This is a genomic window from Arthrobacter sp. efr-133-TYG-104, from assembly GCF_030208915.1.
GTDB lineage: Bacteria > Actinomycetota > Actinomycetes > Actinomycetales > Micrococcaceae > Arthrobacter.
This window is the reverse complement of sequence record NZ_JARVTA010000011.1, coordinates 1-13,989: the sequence shown is the minus strand read 5'-3', so window position 1 is coordinate 13,989 and position 13,989 is coordinate 1. Positions and strand designations below refer to the sequence as shown.

The 13,989-nt window shown below is 62.5% G+C and carries 13 protein-coding genes; 11 read left to right on the top strand and 2 right to left on the bottom strand.

From position 1 onward, the window contains the following. The first annotated feature begins 325 nt into the window (after positions 1–325). The 4 genes from QRN04_RS09435 (at position 326) to QRN04_RS09420 (ending at position 5,124) form a co-directional block, all read left to right on the top strand. Positions 326–1,615, top strand: coding sequence for an adenylosuccinate synthase (locus QRN04_RS09435; RefSeq protein ID WP_284975764.1), 1,290 nt, complete (start codon positions 326–328; stop codon positions 1,613–1,615). A gap of 218 nt (positions 1,616–1,833) precedes the next feature. Beyond that, complete coding sequence (locus QRN04_RS09430; RefSeq protein WP_284975763.1) at positions 1,834–3,291, top strand: MFS transporter; 1,458 nt, start codon at positions 1,834–1,836, stop codon at positions 3,289–3,291. A gap of 208 nt (positions 3,292–3,499) precedes the next feature. Next, positions 3,500–3,874, top strand: a complete 375-nt coding sequence (locus QRN04_RS09425) for a MarR family winged helix-turn-helix transcriptional regulator (protein WP_284975898.1) — start codon at positions 3,500–3,502, stop codon at positions 3,872–3,874. After that, a complete protein-coding gene (locus QRN04_RS09420) occupies positions 3,871–5,124 on the top strand; it encodes an MFS transporter (protein ID WP_284975762.1) in 1,254 nt (417 codons plus the stop codon). Before QRN04_RS09425 ends, QRN04_RS09420 begins: the two co-directional genes overlap by 4 nt. Before the next feature lie 103 nt (positions 5,125–5,227). Here QRN04_RS09420 and QRN04_RS09415 read toward each other — a convergent pair whose 3' ends face one another. Next, on the bottom strand, positions 5,228–6,061 hold the full coding sequence (locus tag QRN04_RS09415; RefSeq protein ID WP_284975761.1) for an alpha/beta fold hydrolase: 834 nt from the start codon (positions 6,059–6,061) through the stop codon (positions 5,228–5,230). 95 nt (positions 6,062–6,156) lie between these two features. On the opposite strand from QRN04_RS09415, the gene QRN04_RS09410 reads away from it, so the two are divergent. Together QRN04_RS09410 and QRN04_RS09405 are read left to right on the top strand one after the other, a co-directional pair. Continuing rightward, entirely contained in the window at positions 6,157–6,735 is a 579-nt protein-coding gene (locus tag QRN04_RS09410) for a TetR/AcrR family transcriptional regulator (RefSeq protein ID WP_284975760.1), read from the top strand. Positions 6,736–6,760: 25 nt separating this feature from the next. Continuing rightward, complete coding sequence (locus tag QRN04_RS09405; RefSeq protein ID WP_284975759.1) at positions 6,761–7,894, top strand: App1 family protein phosphatidate phosphatase; 1,134 nt, start codon at positions 6,761–6,763, stop codon at positions 7,892–7,894. Positions 7,895–7,914: 20 nt separating this feature from the next. Here the strand turns inward: QRN04_RS09405 and QRN04_RS09400 are convergent, their stop codons facing one another. Then, entirely contained in the window at positions 7,915–9,003 is a 1,089-nt protein-coding gene (locus QRN04_RS09400) for a LacI family DNA-binding transcriptional regulator (protein ID WP_284975758.1), read from the bottom strand. 180 nt (positions 9,004–9,183) lie between these two features. On the opposite strand from QRN04_RS09400, the gene QRN04_RS09395 reads away from it, so the two are divergent. The 5 genes from QRN04_RS09395 to QRN04_RS09375 are packed head-to-tail and all read left to right on the top strand — an operon-like array spanning position 9,184 to position 13,853. Beyond that, positions 9,184–10,050: an ABC transporter substrate-binding protein gene (locus QRN04_RS09395; protein ID WP_284975757.1), complete on the top strand. Its 867-nt coding sequence runs from the start codon at positions 9,184–9,186 to the stop codon at positions 10,048–10,050. A gap of 36 nt (positions 10,051–10,086) precedes the next feature. Further along, positions 10,087–10,875, top strand: a complete 789-nt coding sequence (locus tag QRN04_RS09390) for an amino acid ABC transporter permease (protein WP_284975756.1) — start codon at positions 10,087–10,089, stop codon at positions 10,873–10,875. Beyond that, positions 10,872–11,660: an amino acid ABC transporter ATP-binding protein gene (locus QRN04_RS09385; RefSeq protein ID WP_284975755.1), complete on the top strand. Its 789-nt coding sequence runs from the start codon at positions 10,872–10,874 to the stop codon at positions 11,658–11,660. Before QRN04_RS09390 ends, QRN04_RS09385 begins: the two co-directional genes overlap by 4 nt. Continuing rightward, positions 11,660–12,703, top strand: coding sequence for a Gfo/Idh/MocA family protein (locus QRN04_RS09380; RefSeq protein WP_284975754.1), 1,044 nt, complete (start codon positions 11,660–11,662; stop codon positions 12,701–12,703). Before QRN04_RS09385 ends, QRN04_RS09380 begins: the two co-directional genes overlap by 1 nt. A gap of 31 nt (positions 12,704–12,734) precedes the next feature. Then, positions 12,735–13,853 (top strand): NAD(P)/FAD-dependent oxidoreductase, encoded by a 1,119-nt coding sequence (locus tag QRN04_RS09375; protein WP_284975753.1) that lies wholly within the window; start codon positions 12,735–12,737, stop codon positions 13,851–13,853. The last annotated feature ends 136 nt before the right edge of the window (positions 13,854–13,989 follow it).

Below are 13,989 nucleotides of genomic sequence, written 5' to 3'. Positions count from 1 at the left end.
TCGGTTCGGATTTAGCCGACGCCGGCGTCGCCATGGGCAAAATGTTCGGCGCCAATTCCCTGGTGTTGGGAAAGAAAGCGGCGGCTCCTGTACCAACATTCCGTAACAAACTTCGCCCAACGGTCCAGAAATTGGCCTTGACGCGGTGCTTGACGAAAGGTATTCAGGGCCCATCGGCTAAACTTGGGTGGTAAGAGCCCCGAAACTCTTGCGCCTGCCGCGCCTTGCGGCAGGCAGCCCAGGTAAGCGTCGGGGCATTCTCATGTACGGCGTCGAGTCCTGGCCATCCGGTTGGGTCTCGCCCGAAAGAATGGGGGAGGATCCCATGCCCGCTATCGTGATCGTCGGAGCCCAATGGGGCGACGAAGGCAAAGGCAAAGCAACTGATCTGCTCGGTGGCCGCGTTGACTACGTGGTCAAGCCCAACGGCGGTAACAACGCCGGGCACACCGTGGTTGTTGGCGGTGAGAAGTATGAGCTGAAGCTCCTTCCCGCGGGCATCCTGAGCCCCAACGCAATCCCCATTATTGGCAACGGCTGCGTGGTCAACCTCGAGGCACTCTTCCAGGAGATCGACGGCTTGATTGCCCGTGGCGCGGACACTTCCCGGTTGCGCGTCTCGGCCAACGCCCACTTGGTGGCTCCGTACCACCAAGTCCTGGACAAGGTTACTGAACGCTTCCTCGGCAGCCGTGCCATTGGAACCACTGGCCGCGGAATCGGCCCGGCGTACATGGACAAGGTGGCCCGTTTGGGCGTCCGGGTGCAGGACGTTTTCGACGAGTCGATCCTCCGCCAGAAAGTGGAAGGCTCGCTGCGCCAGAAGAACGAGCTCCTGGTCAAGGTTTATAACCGGCGCAGCGTTGTGGTGGACGAGATTGTGGAATACTTCCTGTCCTTCGCCGAGCGCCTGCGCCCGCTGGTTATCGACAGCACGCTCGTCCTCAACAACGCCCTGGATGAGGGCAAGGTTGTGCTCATGGAAGGCGGCCAGGCCACGTTCCTTGACGTTGACCACGGCACCTACCCGTTTGTCACGTCCTCCAACCCCACCGCCGGCGGCGCGTCCGTTGGCTCGGGCATTGGGCCCACCCGCATTTCCCGGTCAATCGGCATCATCAAGGCGTACACAACGCGCGTCGGCGCCGGTCCGTTCCCCACCGAGTTGTTCGACGAGATGGGCGTGTACCTGCAGAAAACCGGTGGTGAGTTCGGCGTCAACACCGGCCGTCCTCGCCGCTGCGGTTGGTACGACGCCGTCCTGGCCCGCCATGCTTCCCGCGTCAACGGTTTCACGGACTACTTCGTCACCAAGCTCGATGTCCTGACCGGCATCGAACAGATCCCGGTCTGCGTTGCGTACGACGTCGACGGCGTCCGCCACGACGAAATGCCCATGACACAGACCGAGTTCCACCACGCGGTGCCCATCTACGAGTACTTCGACGGCTGGACCGAGGACATCACCGGCGCACGAACCCTCGATGACCTCCCCGAAAATGCCCGCAACTACGTGCTGGCGCTCGAAAAGCTCTCCGGCACGCGCTTCTCGGCCATCGGAGTCGGCCCTGACCGCGACCAGACGATCGTTGTCCACGACCTGATCAACGACTAGGTTCCACCGAACTGCGCTTCAAATAGACGGTCAACGAATAGACACTGTCGACGACGGCGGGTCACTTGGCTTCCTTACGGAACCGCAAGTGACCCGCCGTCGTCGTTAAAGCATTGCCCCTGCAGGCCGGGACTAAATTCGCGGTGGGCGCGGTTACGCCATGTGGAGCCGGGGCGGAAGTGCGCCCGCTTGCTGTGATGACGACCGAAACGAGACACATGATGACAGAGACTACTGAGGGCGTCGGGTTCCGCTCCCGTCGCGGACCCATACTTATAGCTTTGATGCTTTCCACAGGCCTGGTGGCGATCGATTCCACCATTGTTGCCACCGCGGTGCCGTCGATTGTGACGGACATTGGCGGCTTCACTTCTTTCCCTTGGCTTTTCTCGGCGTACCTCTTGGCCCAGGCGGTCTCGGTGCCCGTGTACGCCAAGCTTTCCGACGTCGTGGGCCGCAAACCGATCATCCTTAGCGGAATCGGCCTTTTCCTGCTCGGTTCCATTCTTTGTGGAATGGCCTGGAGCATGCCGGCGCTGATCGCTTTCCGGGTTTTGCAGGGCCTGGGTGCGGGTGCGGTGCAGCCTGTTGCGATCACTATCGCGGGCGATATCTACACGCTTGCCGAGCGAGCCAAGGTGCAAGGCTACCTTGCCAGTGTGTGGGCGGTTTCTTCCGTCGTGGGGCCCACGCTCGGCGGCGTCTTCTCCTCGTTGGGGATATGGCGCTGGATTTTCTTCATCAATATTCCACTGTGCCTGCTGGCGGGTTGGATGCTTCTGCGGACCTTCCACGAGAGCATCGAGCGCACCAAGCACCGCGTCGATTACCTCGGAGCCGCGCTGCTCACGGTTTCGCTGAGCCTTCTCATCCTTGGAGCGCTTGAGGGCGGCCAGGCTTGGGCTTGGAATTCCTCCATCAGCATCGCTGTCTTTGCCGTAGGAGCGTTGCTGTTCGCCGCATTCGTCCTCGTGGAGAGGAGGGCCGCGGAGCCGGTCCTCCCGCCATGGGTCCTCTCCCGCAGGTTGCTGGCGACGACGGCGATGATCTCGTTCGGTGTAGGTGCCGTCATGCTCGGCCTCACCTCGTATGTTCCCACCTTCCTTGAAGGGGCGCTGTCCACCTCGCCGATCCTCGCCGGGCTGGCACTGGCGGCCTTGACGCTCGGCTGGCCTATCAGCGCTTCCCAGGCGGGCAGGTTCTATCTCCGCATCGGATTCCGCAAAACCGCACTGATCGGCGTATCCATCACGGTCATTGGTGCGGCCATCCTTGCGCTGACCGCTCCAACGCCCAACGTGCTGCTGGTGGCGGCCGCGTGCTTCGTCGTCGGACTTGGACTTGGGCTGGTGGCCACGCCGAGCCTCATCGCGGCCCAATCAAGCGTCGAGTGGAACGAACGCGGGGTGGTGACCGGTACTAACCTGTTCGCGCGATCCATCGGCAGTTCCATTGGCGTGGCCGTTTTCGGCGCCGTGGCCAACGCCATCTATGCAGGACATCCCGGTGCTTCGGACGCGCACACAACCGTCTCGGCGTCGTCGGCCGTGTTCCTGGCTGTGCTCGTGTGCGCCGTGCTGACCGTTATCGCGGTCATCGCCATGCCGGGCGCCCAGAGCGAGTCGGCGGCGACCAAGACACCTGCGCAGGCTGGTGCCGGCGCGGCGGAAGGCTAGTCTCCACCGCGGGCGCCCACCGGGCACTGGGCACTGGCGAGGAACAGGAGTAGGATACTTAGCAGAGCTAATTAGCAGTGCTAACTATTATGCAAAGCCCGGGAGGCGCCTTCCAGTGACTGCACCCAGTCAAGCGAGCGACACGACAGACCAAAAACCAAACGCGATTCCGGCCGACGCCCTTGCCATTGAGCTTCGAACTGCCGTGATGCGGACATCGCGGCGACTTCGCATCGAAGCAACCGGGGACGTCATTACTCCGGGGCAGTACACCGTTCTGGCCCATCTCAGTTCCGGCCCGCAGACCTTGCGGGAGCTGGCCGAGCGCGAGCACGTGCAGGCACCCTCGATGACCAGGATCGTCAATGCCCTCGGCGATCAAGGGTTCATTGAACGGCAAGCCCATCCCGGGGATGGCCGGCAGGTCTGGATCAGTATTACGCCCGCAGGGGAGGAAGTCCTCGTCGAAGCCCGCAGCCAGCGGACTGCGTGGTTGGCCCGGCGCGTCGGGGGACTGAGTGAAGAGGACCGTATAACGCTGAGCCGCGCCGCGCGCATCATGCAGGAAATGAGCGCCCAATGAGCGCCATGTTCCGTGCGCTTGAGAATCCCAACTACCGGGTGTGGGCTGGTGGTGCCTTGGTCTCGAACGTCGGTACCTGGATGCAGCGCGTCGCCCAGGACTGGTTGGTCCTGACGGTCCTCACCAACCACTCCGGAACCGCCGTCGGGGTCACCACGTCCCTGCAGTTCCTTCCCATGCTGCTTTTAGGCCCGTATGCCGGTGTCCTCGCCGACCGCTACCGCAAGCGCAGGATTTTGTTCTGGACGCAGACCGCCATGGGCGTCTGTGGACTGATCGTAGGACTGTTGGTGGTCACGGGTGCCGCCCAGTTGTGGCAGGTTTATGCTGCGGCGCTGGCGCTGGGAATTGCGGCGGCGGTGGATGGCCCGGCCCGGCAGGCATTCGTCTCTGAACTGGTTGGGCCAGACAATATCTCCAACGCCGTGGCCCTGAACTCAGCCTCCTTCAACAGCGCCCGGCTCACGGGCCCGGCCATTGCAGGTGTGCTCATCGCGTGGATCGGTACGGGCCCGGTGTTCTTGCTCAACGCTGCCAGCTTCGTCGCCGTCATTATTTCCCTCGCACGGGTCAAGACTGCCCAGCTTCAGCCGACGGCTCCGGTGGTTCGCGGCAAGCATCAGGTGGTGGAGGGCCTACAGTACGTCCGGCAACGCCCGGACTTAGTACTCATCCTTTTCATGGTGGGGATTCTTGGCGCCTTTGGCATGAACTTCACAGTCACGAACTCGCTGATGTCCACCGCCGTCTTCGGTGTGGGACCTGAACAGTTTGGCCTTCTCGGCTCCATTATGGCTGTGGGGACGCTTGCCGGTGCCCTGCTTGCTGCCCGACGCTCCGGTCCCCGCCTGCGGTTCATGCTCGGTGGCGCTTTGACTCTGGGCATCTTTACCCTGTTCTCCAGCATCTCGCCGGTATTCTGGGTCTACGCCGTTGTGCTGATCCCTGTTGGGCTCGCTTCGATCACTTTCCTGAACAGTTGCAACACCACCATCCAATTGTCCGTCGAGCCACGATTCCGCGGACGTGTCCTGGCCCTCTATCTCGCTATCCTGCAAGGCGGGACCGCCATGGGTGCTCCGCTGATGGGGTGGATCGGCACCGAGTTTGGAGCTCGCTGGGCCGTTGCCGCCGGGGGCGCTGTGGTACTGATGACCGGCGTCGCCGCAGTAGTCATGGTGGGGCGCCGTAGCCAAGCGACAATCCGTGAGCAGGTTCGCACGTCTTGGCGCCGGGCGCGCGCCACGTAACCGCCCCAGTAGGAAAGCATCGACGGCGGCAGGCCGGCTTGGGTTTTGAGTTACCCGGGCGAGCTGCCGCCGTCGTTATTGTTAGCCGGGCGACCGGCAAGCGTTAGTTGGCCAGGAACTTCAACAGGATCTCGTTGATTTCTGCCCCGTGCGTCCACAGCATTCCGTGCGGTGCGTCGTCGATCTCGACGTACTCGGCGGAGGGAAGGCGCTTGGTGAACTCGCGGCCGGTGGAGTCGATGGGCAGGATTCGGTCGCCCGTTCCGTGGACGATCAATGCCGGGACGGTGACCTTCTCGATGTCTGCGCGGAAATCGGTCAACCAGGTGTCAACCACTGCGAACGATGCGTACCAGGACGAGCCGGCAGCGACGTTCCAGGAGTTGCGGAGGGCTTCCTCGCTGAGGCGGTTTCCGAGGAAGTTGTCGGTGTTGTAGAAGTCTTTGTAGAAGTTGGTGAACCAGGCGTACCGGTCCTCGATGGCAGCGCTACGGATGCCATCAAACACTGAGGATGGGACGCCTGCGGGGTTTTCCTCGGTCTGCAAAAGGAACGGCTCCAAAGATGCCAGGAACACTGCCTTGGCAACGCGGGCCTCGCCGTACGTACCGATGTAGCGCCCAACCTCGCCAGTGCCCATGGAGAAGCCAACCAATACGGCGTTCTGAAGGTCCAGTGTTTCCATGACGGTGTTGAGGTCCGCTGCGAACGTGTCGTACTCGTAGCCGGTGGTGGGCTTACTGGATTTTCCGAAGCCGCGGCGATCGTAGGTGATGACGCGGTAGCCCGCGTTCAAGAGGGCTGCGGTTTGCTTCTCCCAGGAAGCGCCGTCCAGGGGATAGCCATGGATCAGCACTACTGGCTGACCTGCGCCGTGGTCCTCGTAGTAGAGCTCGATGTCCGTGGTGTTTTCAGTTCCGACTTTGATGAAGCCCATGATTCTGTTCCCTTTTCTCGAGATGGAGAACGACCGTTCTCACTCCGATTCATATCTTATAGAACGATCGTTCTCAGTTCAAGTAGTATGGGTGCATGGATATTTCCGAGGTCCGCGCGCGCATTGTCGCGACGGCGGACGAGCTCTACAACGCCAAGGGCATCCAGTCCGTGGGGATGGACGAGTTGCGCACGGCGGCGGGGGTTTCGCTCAAGAAGCTGTACCAGGAATTTCCATCGAAAAGCAGTATCGTCATGGCCGTCCTTGAGCGGCGACATCAGTCCTGGACAGAGGGACTGGATGCCCGGGTGCGGTTTGCAGCGGATCCGCGCGTCAGGTTACTGGCCATCTTCGATTACCTCGCGGGATGGTTCTGCGACGATTCATTCCGTGGCTGCGGGTTCATCAATAGTTTCGCCGAGCTTGGTGCCATCAGCCCGGAAGTGGCCGAATATGCCCGCGAGCACAAGGAATCGTTTCAGCATTACGTGGCGCATTTAGTGGGGGATGCAGGCGGCCCCGCGTACTTGGCCCCGCAGCTTTCCATCCTCGCCGAAGGAGCGCAAACCACGGCGGCCATCGCAGGAACCCCGGATGCCGCCGGACAGGCCAGGCAGGCAGCCGTGGTTCTCATCGACGCGGCTTTGGGCAAGGAAGCTGCGGCTGCCCCTTGAGCCCCAGCCATGCCAGACTGGACGCATGCCTCCCCGTTCCGTGAGCCCGCGTCCAGAGTCCGCCGCCGTTGACAGCAGCTGTGCGGTCCCTCCCCGCGCGCAGGCTCGCCATATCGCGATGCGGCTCGACGACGCGTGGCTGGGTCTGCAGACGCGCTTGGCCATCCGTCGGGGCCGGGTGGAGACCGTCATCCCTTATACCGGTTATGGCAGCACCACCTGGGTCCGGGTGTTGGCACGCGTCGTCCGCAGCGACCCAAGGGACGCCGCCGGACACGCCAAACCGCTCCAAGAGAGCATGCGGGGTTGGCGCAACTTTACGAGTGCCCCGGTGGCGCACGCGGCTGTGCGGGTGGGCATTGCAGGTGCGGTCCATGAGGTCGTAGCCGATCGCGGCGGCGTCGTTGATGCAATTATTCCGGTAACCCTCGACGCCGGTTGGCACACCATCAGCCTTCAATCCGGCGGGTCCACCATGGTGGAGGCGCCCGTGGAGATTGTGGCCGACGACGCCGACTTCGGCGTGGTTTCCGACATTGACGACACCGTCATGGTGACCGCGTTGCCCCGCCCCTTCCTGGCGGCGTGGAACACGTTTGTCCTCAACGAACACGCTAGGACCGCAACCCCTGGCATGGCCGTCCTCTACGAACGGATCGTCCGCACCGCTCCCTCGGCCCCGGTGCTGTACCTGTCCACCGGAGCTTGGAACGTGGCCCCCACGCTCTCCCGGTTCCTGTCCCGCAATCTCTACCCTGCGGGCCCCAAGCTCCTCACCGATTGGGGTCCAACGCCCGATCGCTGGTTCCGCAGCGGACAAGAGCACAAAAGGTCTTCCTTGGAGCGCCTCGCCACGGAGTTTCCCAACATCAAGTGGCTGCTGGTGGGTGACGATGGCCAACATGATGAGGCCATCTATTCCGAGTTCGCCCAGCGCCATCCGGAAAATGTGCGGGCCATCGCCATCCGCCAGCTCTCCGCCAGCGAAGCCGTGCTCGCCGGCGGGCGGTCAAAATCGGGGGGACAGCCCACCCCGGGAGTTCCCTGGATCTATGCTCCCGACGGCGCCGGCATGTCCGCCCAGCTCGAGCAGCTGGGAATCATTAAGAGCGAGGTTCGCTCTGCGGATGAACCGGAAACGGGCGATGTGGAGGTGTGATTCCTCCGTTGCCCTCGTGTTCAGGACTGACTCATCACGTCCACGGATTTCGCGACTCCCACCGAACCCCGCTTGACCAAGCGCGCCACCAGCTCCGGGCTCGGTGCGCTGGCCTTCCGGCCCTCGATGCGTCGGATCAATGCCGCGGCCGCCGCGGCTCCCATGTCGTAGGCAGGCTGGGAAATGACGGTCAGTGGTGGAGTGGTGAGCCGGGTCCAGGCGAAATCGTCATACATGAGGAATGACACGTCCTTGGGGATGGAAAGGCCGGCCTCCTGGATGCCTTCCACCACACCAAGGGCAATCAAGCCGTCAGAGGCGATGATGGCTGTAGCCGCCTCCGGACCCCGCAGGAGTTCCGAGGTGATCTCCTTGACTGACGCCGAACCGCCGGCATTGAGCCGCACCAGATCCGCAGGGTGAGTAAGCCCCGCTTCCTCGAAGGCGCGGCGGATCCCGTCCAGGCGGTCCGAGATCTGGGAGGAGTCGAGCGTCATTCCGGCCTCGTATGGACCTTCTGCGCGGATGGTCGAGACAAAGGCGATCCGCCGATGCCCTTCCTCGATCAGGTATTTGGCCGACTCGTAAGAGATGGTGGACATGTCCACGGCAAATGTCTCAACATCGAGGCCTTCGGCGGCGCGGTCCAGCAATACGAGCGGACGGCCGGAATCGCTCACCTGTTTCAGGTGGGCTGTCTCCACCGAGGACGCCGGTGCGACAATGAGTCCGTCTACCCGCTTATCTAGGAGTACCCGGACCGCGTCTACCTCCGCGGCCTGTTCTTCGTCCGTGTTGATAAGAATGACGTTGTAGCCGCTCGCCTTCGCGGTATCCGTTATTCCCCTGGTGGCGAGGCCAAAGTGGGGGTTTTCGATATCGCCCACCACCACGCCGATGGTGTTCGATCTTCCCGTGTTCATGCTGCGAGCGAGCTCATTGGGCCGGTAGTCGAGTTCTTCGGCAGCGGCGAGGACCCGTTCGCGGACATCATCGCTGACGGCCCCGTAATTGCCGAGCGCCCGAGCCGCCTGCGCCTTTGAAACTTTTGCGGCCTTGGCGACGTCGGCGACCGTTACGTCCCGCCGTCGGGATCCGTCAGTGTTCATGTTCACCTTTCGGGTGGGGTGTTGACGCAGGTTTGTGATGTCCGCTACATTTCAATCAATCGATGTGAGTCCGGTCTCAATCCTAGGGACTGAGACCGGACTCAGCAAGACTCCACATCGAGCAATATATTTCAGCGGCTCCTGACAGCACCGCGCTCCCTCCCACGATTGGACAACGCTGTGATCACATTGAACTTCCGCCCGGCAGCCCTTGTTGCTGCCGCAGTGGCAGCCCTCCTCGCGCTCTCAGGGTGTGCAGGATCCTCAACGGCCAGCTCCACCTCGGCCAATAACCCCTACGGGCTGATCGAGCCCGGGACCATCCGCGTCGCCAGCTTGGGCGACTCCAAGCCCTACACCTTCACCGACAGTTCGGGTAACTTCACCGGCTTCGACGTCGAACTGTTCAAGGACGTGGCCCACCGCGCCGGCGTGGACAAAGTCGTCTTTACCGGACAGGACTTCTCCGGCCTGCTTGCTGCCGTGTCCAACGGACAGTTCGACGTCGGCGTGGCCGCCATCGGCATCACGGACAAGCGCAAGCAGACCGTGGACTTCTCCAATGGCTACTTGGCCGGATACCTGACAGTCATCACCACCAAGACATCGGGCATCAAGGATGTCGGCGGACTCAACGGAAAGCGATTGGGAGTGGTGCAAGGAACCCTCCAAGAGGCCTACGCGGTAAAGAACTTCCCCTCCGCCCAGTTGGTCAGGTTCCCCGATAACAACACGGCAATATCGGCCGTCAATAGCGGTGCCGTGGACGCACACTTCCTGGACTACGAGGCAGCCAAGGCCTACAAGGACCAGTTTGGGCTCGTCAGCGCTGCGGACATTCCTTCCTTTGATGCCCCGGCCGGATTTGCGATCGCAAAGAACAAGCCCGCGTTCAAGGACGCCTTGAACAAGGGGCTGGCTGCGGCCATGGAAGACGGCACCTGGAAGAAGCTTTACCAGAAGTGGTTCCCGGGTTCGCCCATGCCCGAGCAGTACCTGCCCAAGGCTGAGCAAACCTCCAGCCCCTCACCGACCGCCAGCAAGTAACCGCTGGGCCCGACAACCAACGTCTGAGAGCACTCAATGGATTGGCTCGATACCATCAGCCGCACATTCTTCGACTTCAACGCAATGGTCGAAGTTCTGCCCCAACTCCTCGGAGTTGGCCTGCTCAACACCCTGATCATCTCCCTTTCGGCAACCATCATCGGTGTGGTGATGGGCATGATTGTGGCCGTCATGGGAATCTCGCGGTCCGCCTGGCTCCGGCTACCTGCGCGAATCTACACGGATCTGTTCCGCGGGCTCCCGGCCATCCTCACCATCCTGCTGATCGGCCAAGGGTTTGCCCGGTTGAGCCAGTCGGTCTTCGGGCCCTCTCCCTACCCGCTCGGAATCATCGCGCTGAGTTTGATCGCCAGTGCGTACATCGGCGAGATTTTTCGGGCCGGCATCCTCAGCGTGGACAAGGGCCAAGGTGAAGCATGCCGTGCCTTGGGCATGAGCTACTCCAAGTCCATGGCCCTCGTGGTGGTCCCGCAAGGAGTGCGGCGCGTGCTCCCGGCGTTGGTCAACCAGTTCATCGCGATCGTGAAGGACTCCTCGTTGGTTTACTTCCTTGGCCTCCTGGTCAGTGAACGCGAGCTGTTCCGGGTAGGCCAGGATGCCGCCGTGCTTTCAGGCAACCTGTCCCCGCTGGTCATGGCCGGCATCTTCTACTTGGTCATCACCGTGCCGCTGACCCACTTGGTCAACTACTTCGACAACAAGTTCCGCACCGGCCGCCGTCGCCCTTCCGCCCCCACCAGCGGACTGAAGGAAGTCAAGGAACTCGATGCGGCCTCGCCGCTCATCACCGGGAGCAACACGTGAACCTCACCAGCAGCACCAACGCCAACCCACGCCAATCCGCTCCGGACATCGAAAAGTTCCATGGCTCCAGCTTGGAGTTGCAGAACCTGACTATGGCTTACGGGGATGTGGAAGTACTCCGGAACGTCAGCCTGAACGTAGCGCCAGGCACCACCACCTGCATCATCGGGCCCTCCGGTTCCGGCAAGTCCACGCTGCTGCGCGGAGTGAACCGATTGCACGAGCCCAAGAGCGGAGACGTTCTCCTCGCCGGTGAGAGCGCACTCAAGGTCAAGCCGGATATCCTGCGTGCCCGCATTGGCATGGTCTTCCAGCACTTCAACCTCTTTCCGGACCACACGGCACTGGATAACGTGGCGCTTGCCCTGTGGAGCGTCAAGGGAATGTCCAAGGCAGAAGCCAGGCAGCGCGCGCAGCGACGGCTGACCGAAGTCGGCCTCGCCGAACGAGCCGACCACCGTCCGCGCGACCTCTCAGGCGGCCAGCAACAACGCGTCGCGATCGCCCGGGCGCTGGCCATGGAACCCGAGGTCATGCTCTTCGACGAAGCCACCAGCGCACTGGATCCCGAACTCGTTAAAGGCGTCCTTAATCTCATGGCCGGCCTTGGTCGCCGGGGGATGACGATGCTGGTGGTAACCCACGAGATGGGCTTCGCCCGCAAAGTTGCCGATCAAGTCGTGTTCATGGACGAAGGCGAAGTGGTGGAGATCGGCACGCCGACCCAGCTCTTCGACAACCCCCGCAGCGAACGCCTCCAGCGCTTCCTTTCGGAAGTCCTCTGATGGGCGCAGTAGCAGCGGCGCCCATCCGGACCGCCGTCGTCGGGTTTGGGGTGGCCGGCAGGGTCTTCCACACGCCGCTTATCCAAGCGGATCCGGAATATTCACTGGACGTCATTGTGACGGCAGACCCCGAACGCGCCGCGGCTGCGAGCCGGCTGTACCCCCAGGCGAGGATCGTTCCTACCGCCGAGGACATGTTCGCACTGGCAGGTGAGCTCGATCTCGTGGTGCTCGCCACGCCGCCTGTGACGCATCTGGAGCTCGGTGCCACCGCCATTGCCCACGGGCTCAATGTAGTGGTTGACAAACCTTTCGTCACTACGGTCACCCATGGTGAAGAGCTGGTATCCCAAGCATCCGACGCCGGAGTGCAGCTGACGGTCTTCCAAAACCGTCGGTGGGACGCTGATTTTCTGACACTTCGGAAGCTGCTGCGTGAAGACGCCCTAGGCGAGGTCCGGACCTTCGAATCCCGTTTTGAATGGTGGCGGCCCGGAGGCTTCGGCAATTGGCGCGATTCGTCCACACTGGCCGAAGGGGGCGGAATACTTCACGACCTGGGCGCCCATTTGATTGATCAAGCCATCGAGCTGTTCGGGCCGGTAGCGGAAAGTTACGGCGAAACGGCCAACCACGGGCCGTACCCGGACGCCGCCGATACGGACGCTTTCGTATCGCTCCGCCATGAGTCCGGAGTCCGCTCCCGGCTCTGGATGAACGGCATGGCCGCACAGGTGGGCCCGCGTTTCCACGTACTCGGCGCCAAAGCCGGATACACCAAGTGGGGACTCGATAGCCAGGAACCGGAACTGGCAGCGGGGCTTTCGCCGACGGACCCCTCCTACGGCGTGGAGGGCCCGGACTCATGGGGGCTGCTGGGCGTGGACGGCTCCAGCGCAGCCGTTCCAGCAGAGAAGGGCGACTACCCCAGGTTCTACACGGAGCTCGCGGCTTCCCTCAGGGGAAACGGGCCGCTTCCTGTGCAGCCGGCCGAAGCGCTCGAGGCCCTCAAGATCATCGAAAACATCCACGCTTTCGCGTAAGCAGCATCAGAACCTGAAAGAGAGAACACGCATGTCCTCCACAGTTACCAAGAACGTCGCCGTCATCGGAGGCGGCATCCTGGGCGTATCCACCGCTGTCCACCTGCTCCGCGAAGGCGCCTCCGTCACTCTCCTGACAGAGCAAGGGCTGGCCAGCGAAGCAACCGGACGGTCACTGTCCTGGCTCAACTCCGCGGGAGAACGGTCCACCCCGTACCACCAGCTGCGCGTAGCCGGCGTCGACCGGTACCGTACTCTATTCGCCGCAGACCCAAGCCGTGAGTGGCTCCAATTCGGGGGAGGTTTGATGTGGAATGCAGAAGGGCAGGGCGAGGTCACACAAGCCCGCCACGCCTATGAGCAATCCATTGGATACGATTCGAAGTTGCTGGCACCTGAAGACATTGCCGCGGTTACTCCGGGAATCGACGCCAGTGCCGTGCCGGAAATCGCCATTTTCAACCCCGGCGAGGGCTGGGTCAGCCTGCCGGACTTGGTGAACTTCCTCATGGATGAATTCCACGCCTTGGGTGGCCGCCTCATCCTCAATGCGGGCAAGGTTTCGGTAACGGTCGACGGCGGCCGGGCCACCGGCGTCGAAACATCCTCCGGCGAGACCTACCCGGCAGATGCCGTGCTCGTAGCCTGCGGCGCAGCGACGCCCGCCGTCGTGAAGCCGCTCGGAGTGGACATCCCGAACGGTTCCCCGGTGTCAATGCTGGTGGTCACCAAGCCGGTGGAGCACCAGGTCACCGCAGTCATGAACACTCCGCGCGCCGCAGTCCGTCCCAACCCTGGAAACACGTTCGCGCTGGATCACGACTGGTATGAAGACAGCATCACCGAGCACCCGGATGGCTCGTTCAGTATCCCGGATGATGTTGTTCAGGAGCTGGCTGATGAGTCGTCCAAGCTGATCGCGGGAAACCCTGAACTCAAACCGGCGTCCTGGAAGATCGGCTACAAGCCGATCCCCGGGGATGGGGAGCCTGTCTTCGGTGAACTCGGCCAGGTGCCGGGCTGCTTCGTCGCTTTCACGCACTCGGGGGCGACGTTGGGCCTCATTGCCGGAGAGTTGCTGTCCGGCGAGATCCTCACCGGAACCAAACACCCGATGCTCTCTACTTTCCGGCCGGGGCGTTTTTCCTAGCCAGCCCGTCACGCTGTTAAAGGCCAACGGCCCCGATACGCCATCTGCTTAGGCATGTCGGGGCCGTTGGAGTATCCGGCTGGGTGTTATTTGGTGGTGGCGGTGCGTTGGGTGGCGTTGAAGGCGAAGGAGATGG

Coding starts and splice junctions, on each gene's coding strand:
- QRN04_RS09435 (WP_284975764.1), top strand. CDS start 326: ATGCCCGCTATCGTGATCGTCGGAGCCCAATGGGGCGACGAAGGCAAA.
- QRN04_RS09430 (WP_284975763.1), top strand. CDS start 1,834: ATGATGACAGAGACTACTGAGGGCGTCGGGTTCCGCTCCCGTCGCGGA.
- QRN04_RS09425 (WP_284975898.1), top strand. CDS start 3,500: ATGCGGACATCGCGGCGACTTCGCATCGAAGCAACCGGGGACGTCATT.
- QRN04_RS09420 (WP_284975762.1), top strand. CDS start 3,871: ATGAGCGCCATGTTCCGTGCGCTTGAGAATCCCAACTACCGGGTGTGG.
- QRN04_RS09415 (WP_284975761.1), bottom strand. CDS start 6,061: ATGGGCTTCATCAAAGTCGGAACTGAAAACACCACGGACATCGAGCTC.
- QRN04_RS09410 (WP_284975760.1), top strand. CDS start 6,157: ATGGATATTTCCGAGGTCCGCGCGCGCATTGTCGCGACGGCGGACGAG.
- QRN04_RS09405 (WP_284975759.1), top strand. CDS start 6,761: ATGCCTCCCCGTTCCGTGAGCCCGCGTCCAGAGTCCGCCGCCGTTGAC.
- QRN04_RS09400 (WP_284975758.1), bottom strand. CDS start 9,003: ATGAACACTGACGGATCCCGACGGCGGGACGTAACGGTCGCCGACGTC.
- QRN04_RS09390 (WP_284975756.1), top strand. CDS start 10,087: ATGGATTGGCTCGATACCATCAGCCGCACATTCTTCGACTTCAACGCA.
- QRN04_RS09380 (WP_284975754.1), top strand. CDS start 11,660: ATGGGCGCAGTAGCAGCGGCGCCCATCCGGACCGCCGTCGTCGGGTTT.
- QRN04_RS09375 (WP_284975753.1), top strand. CDS start 12,735: ATGTCCTCCACAGTTACCAAGAACGTCGCCGTCATCGGAGGCGGCATC.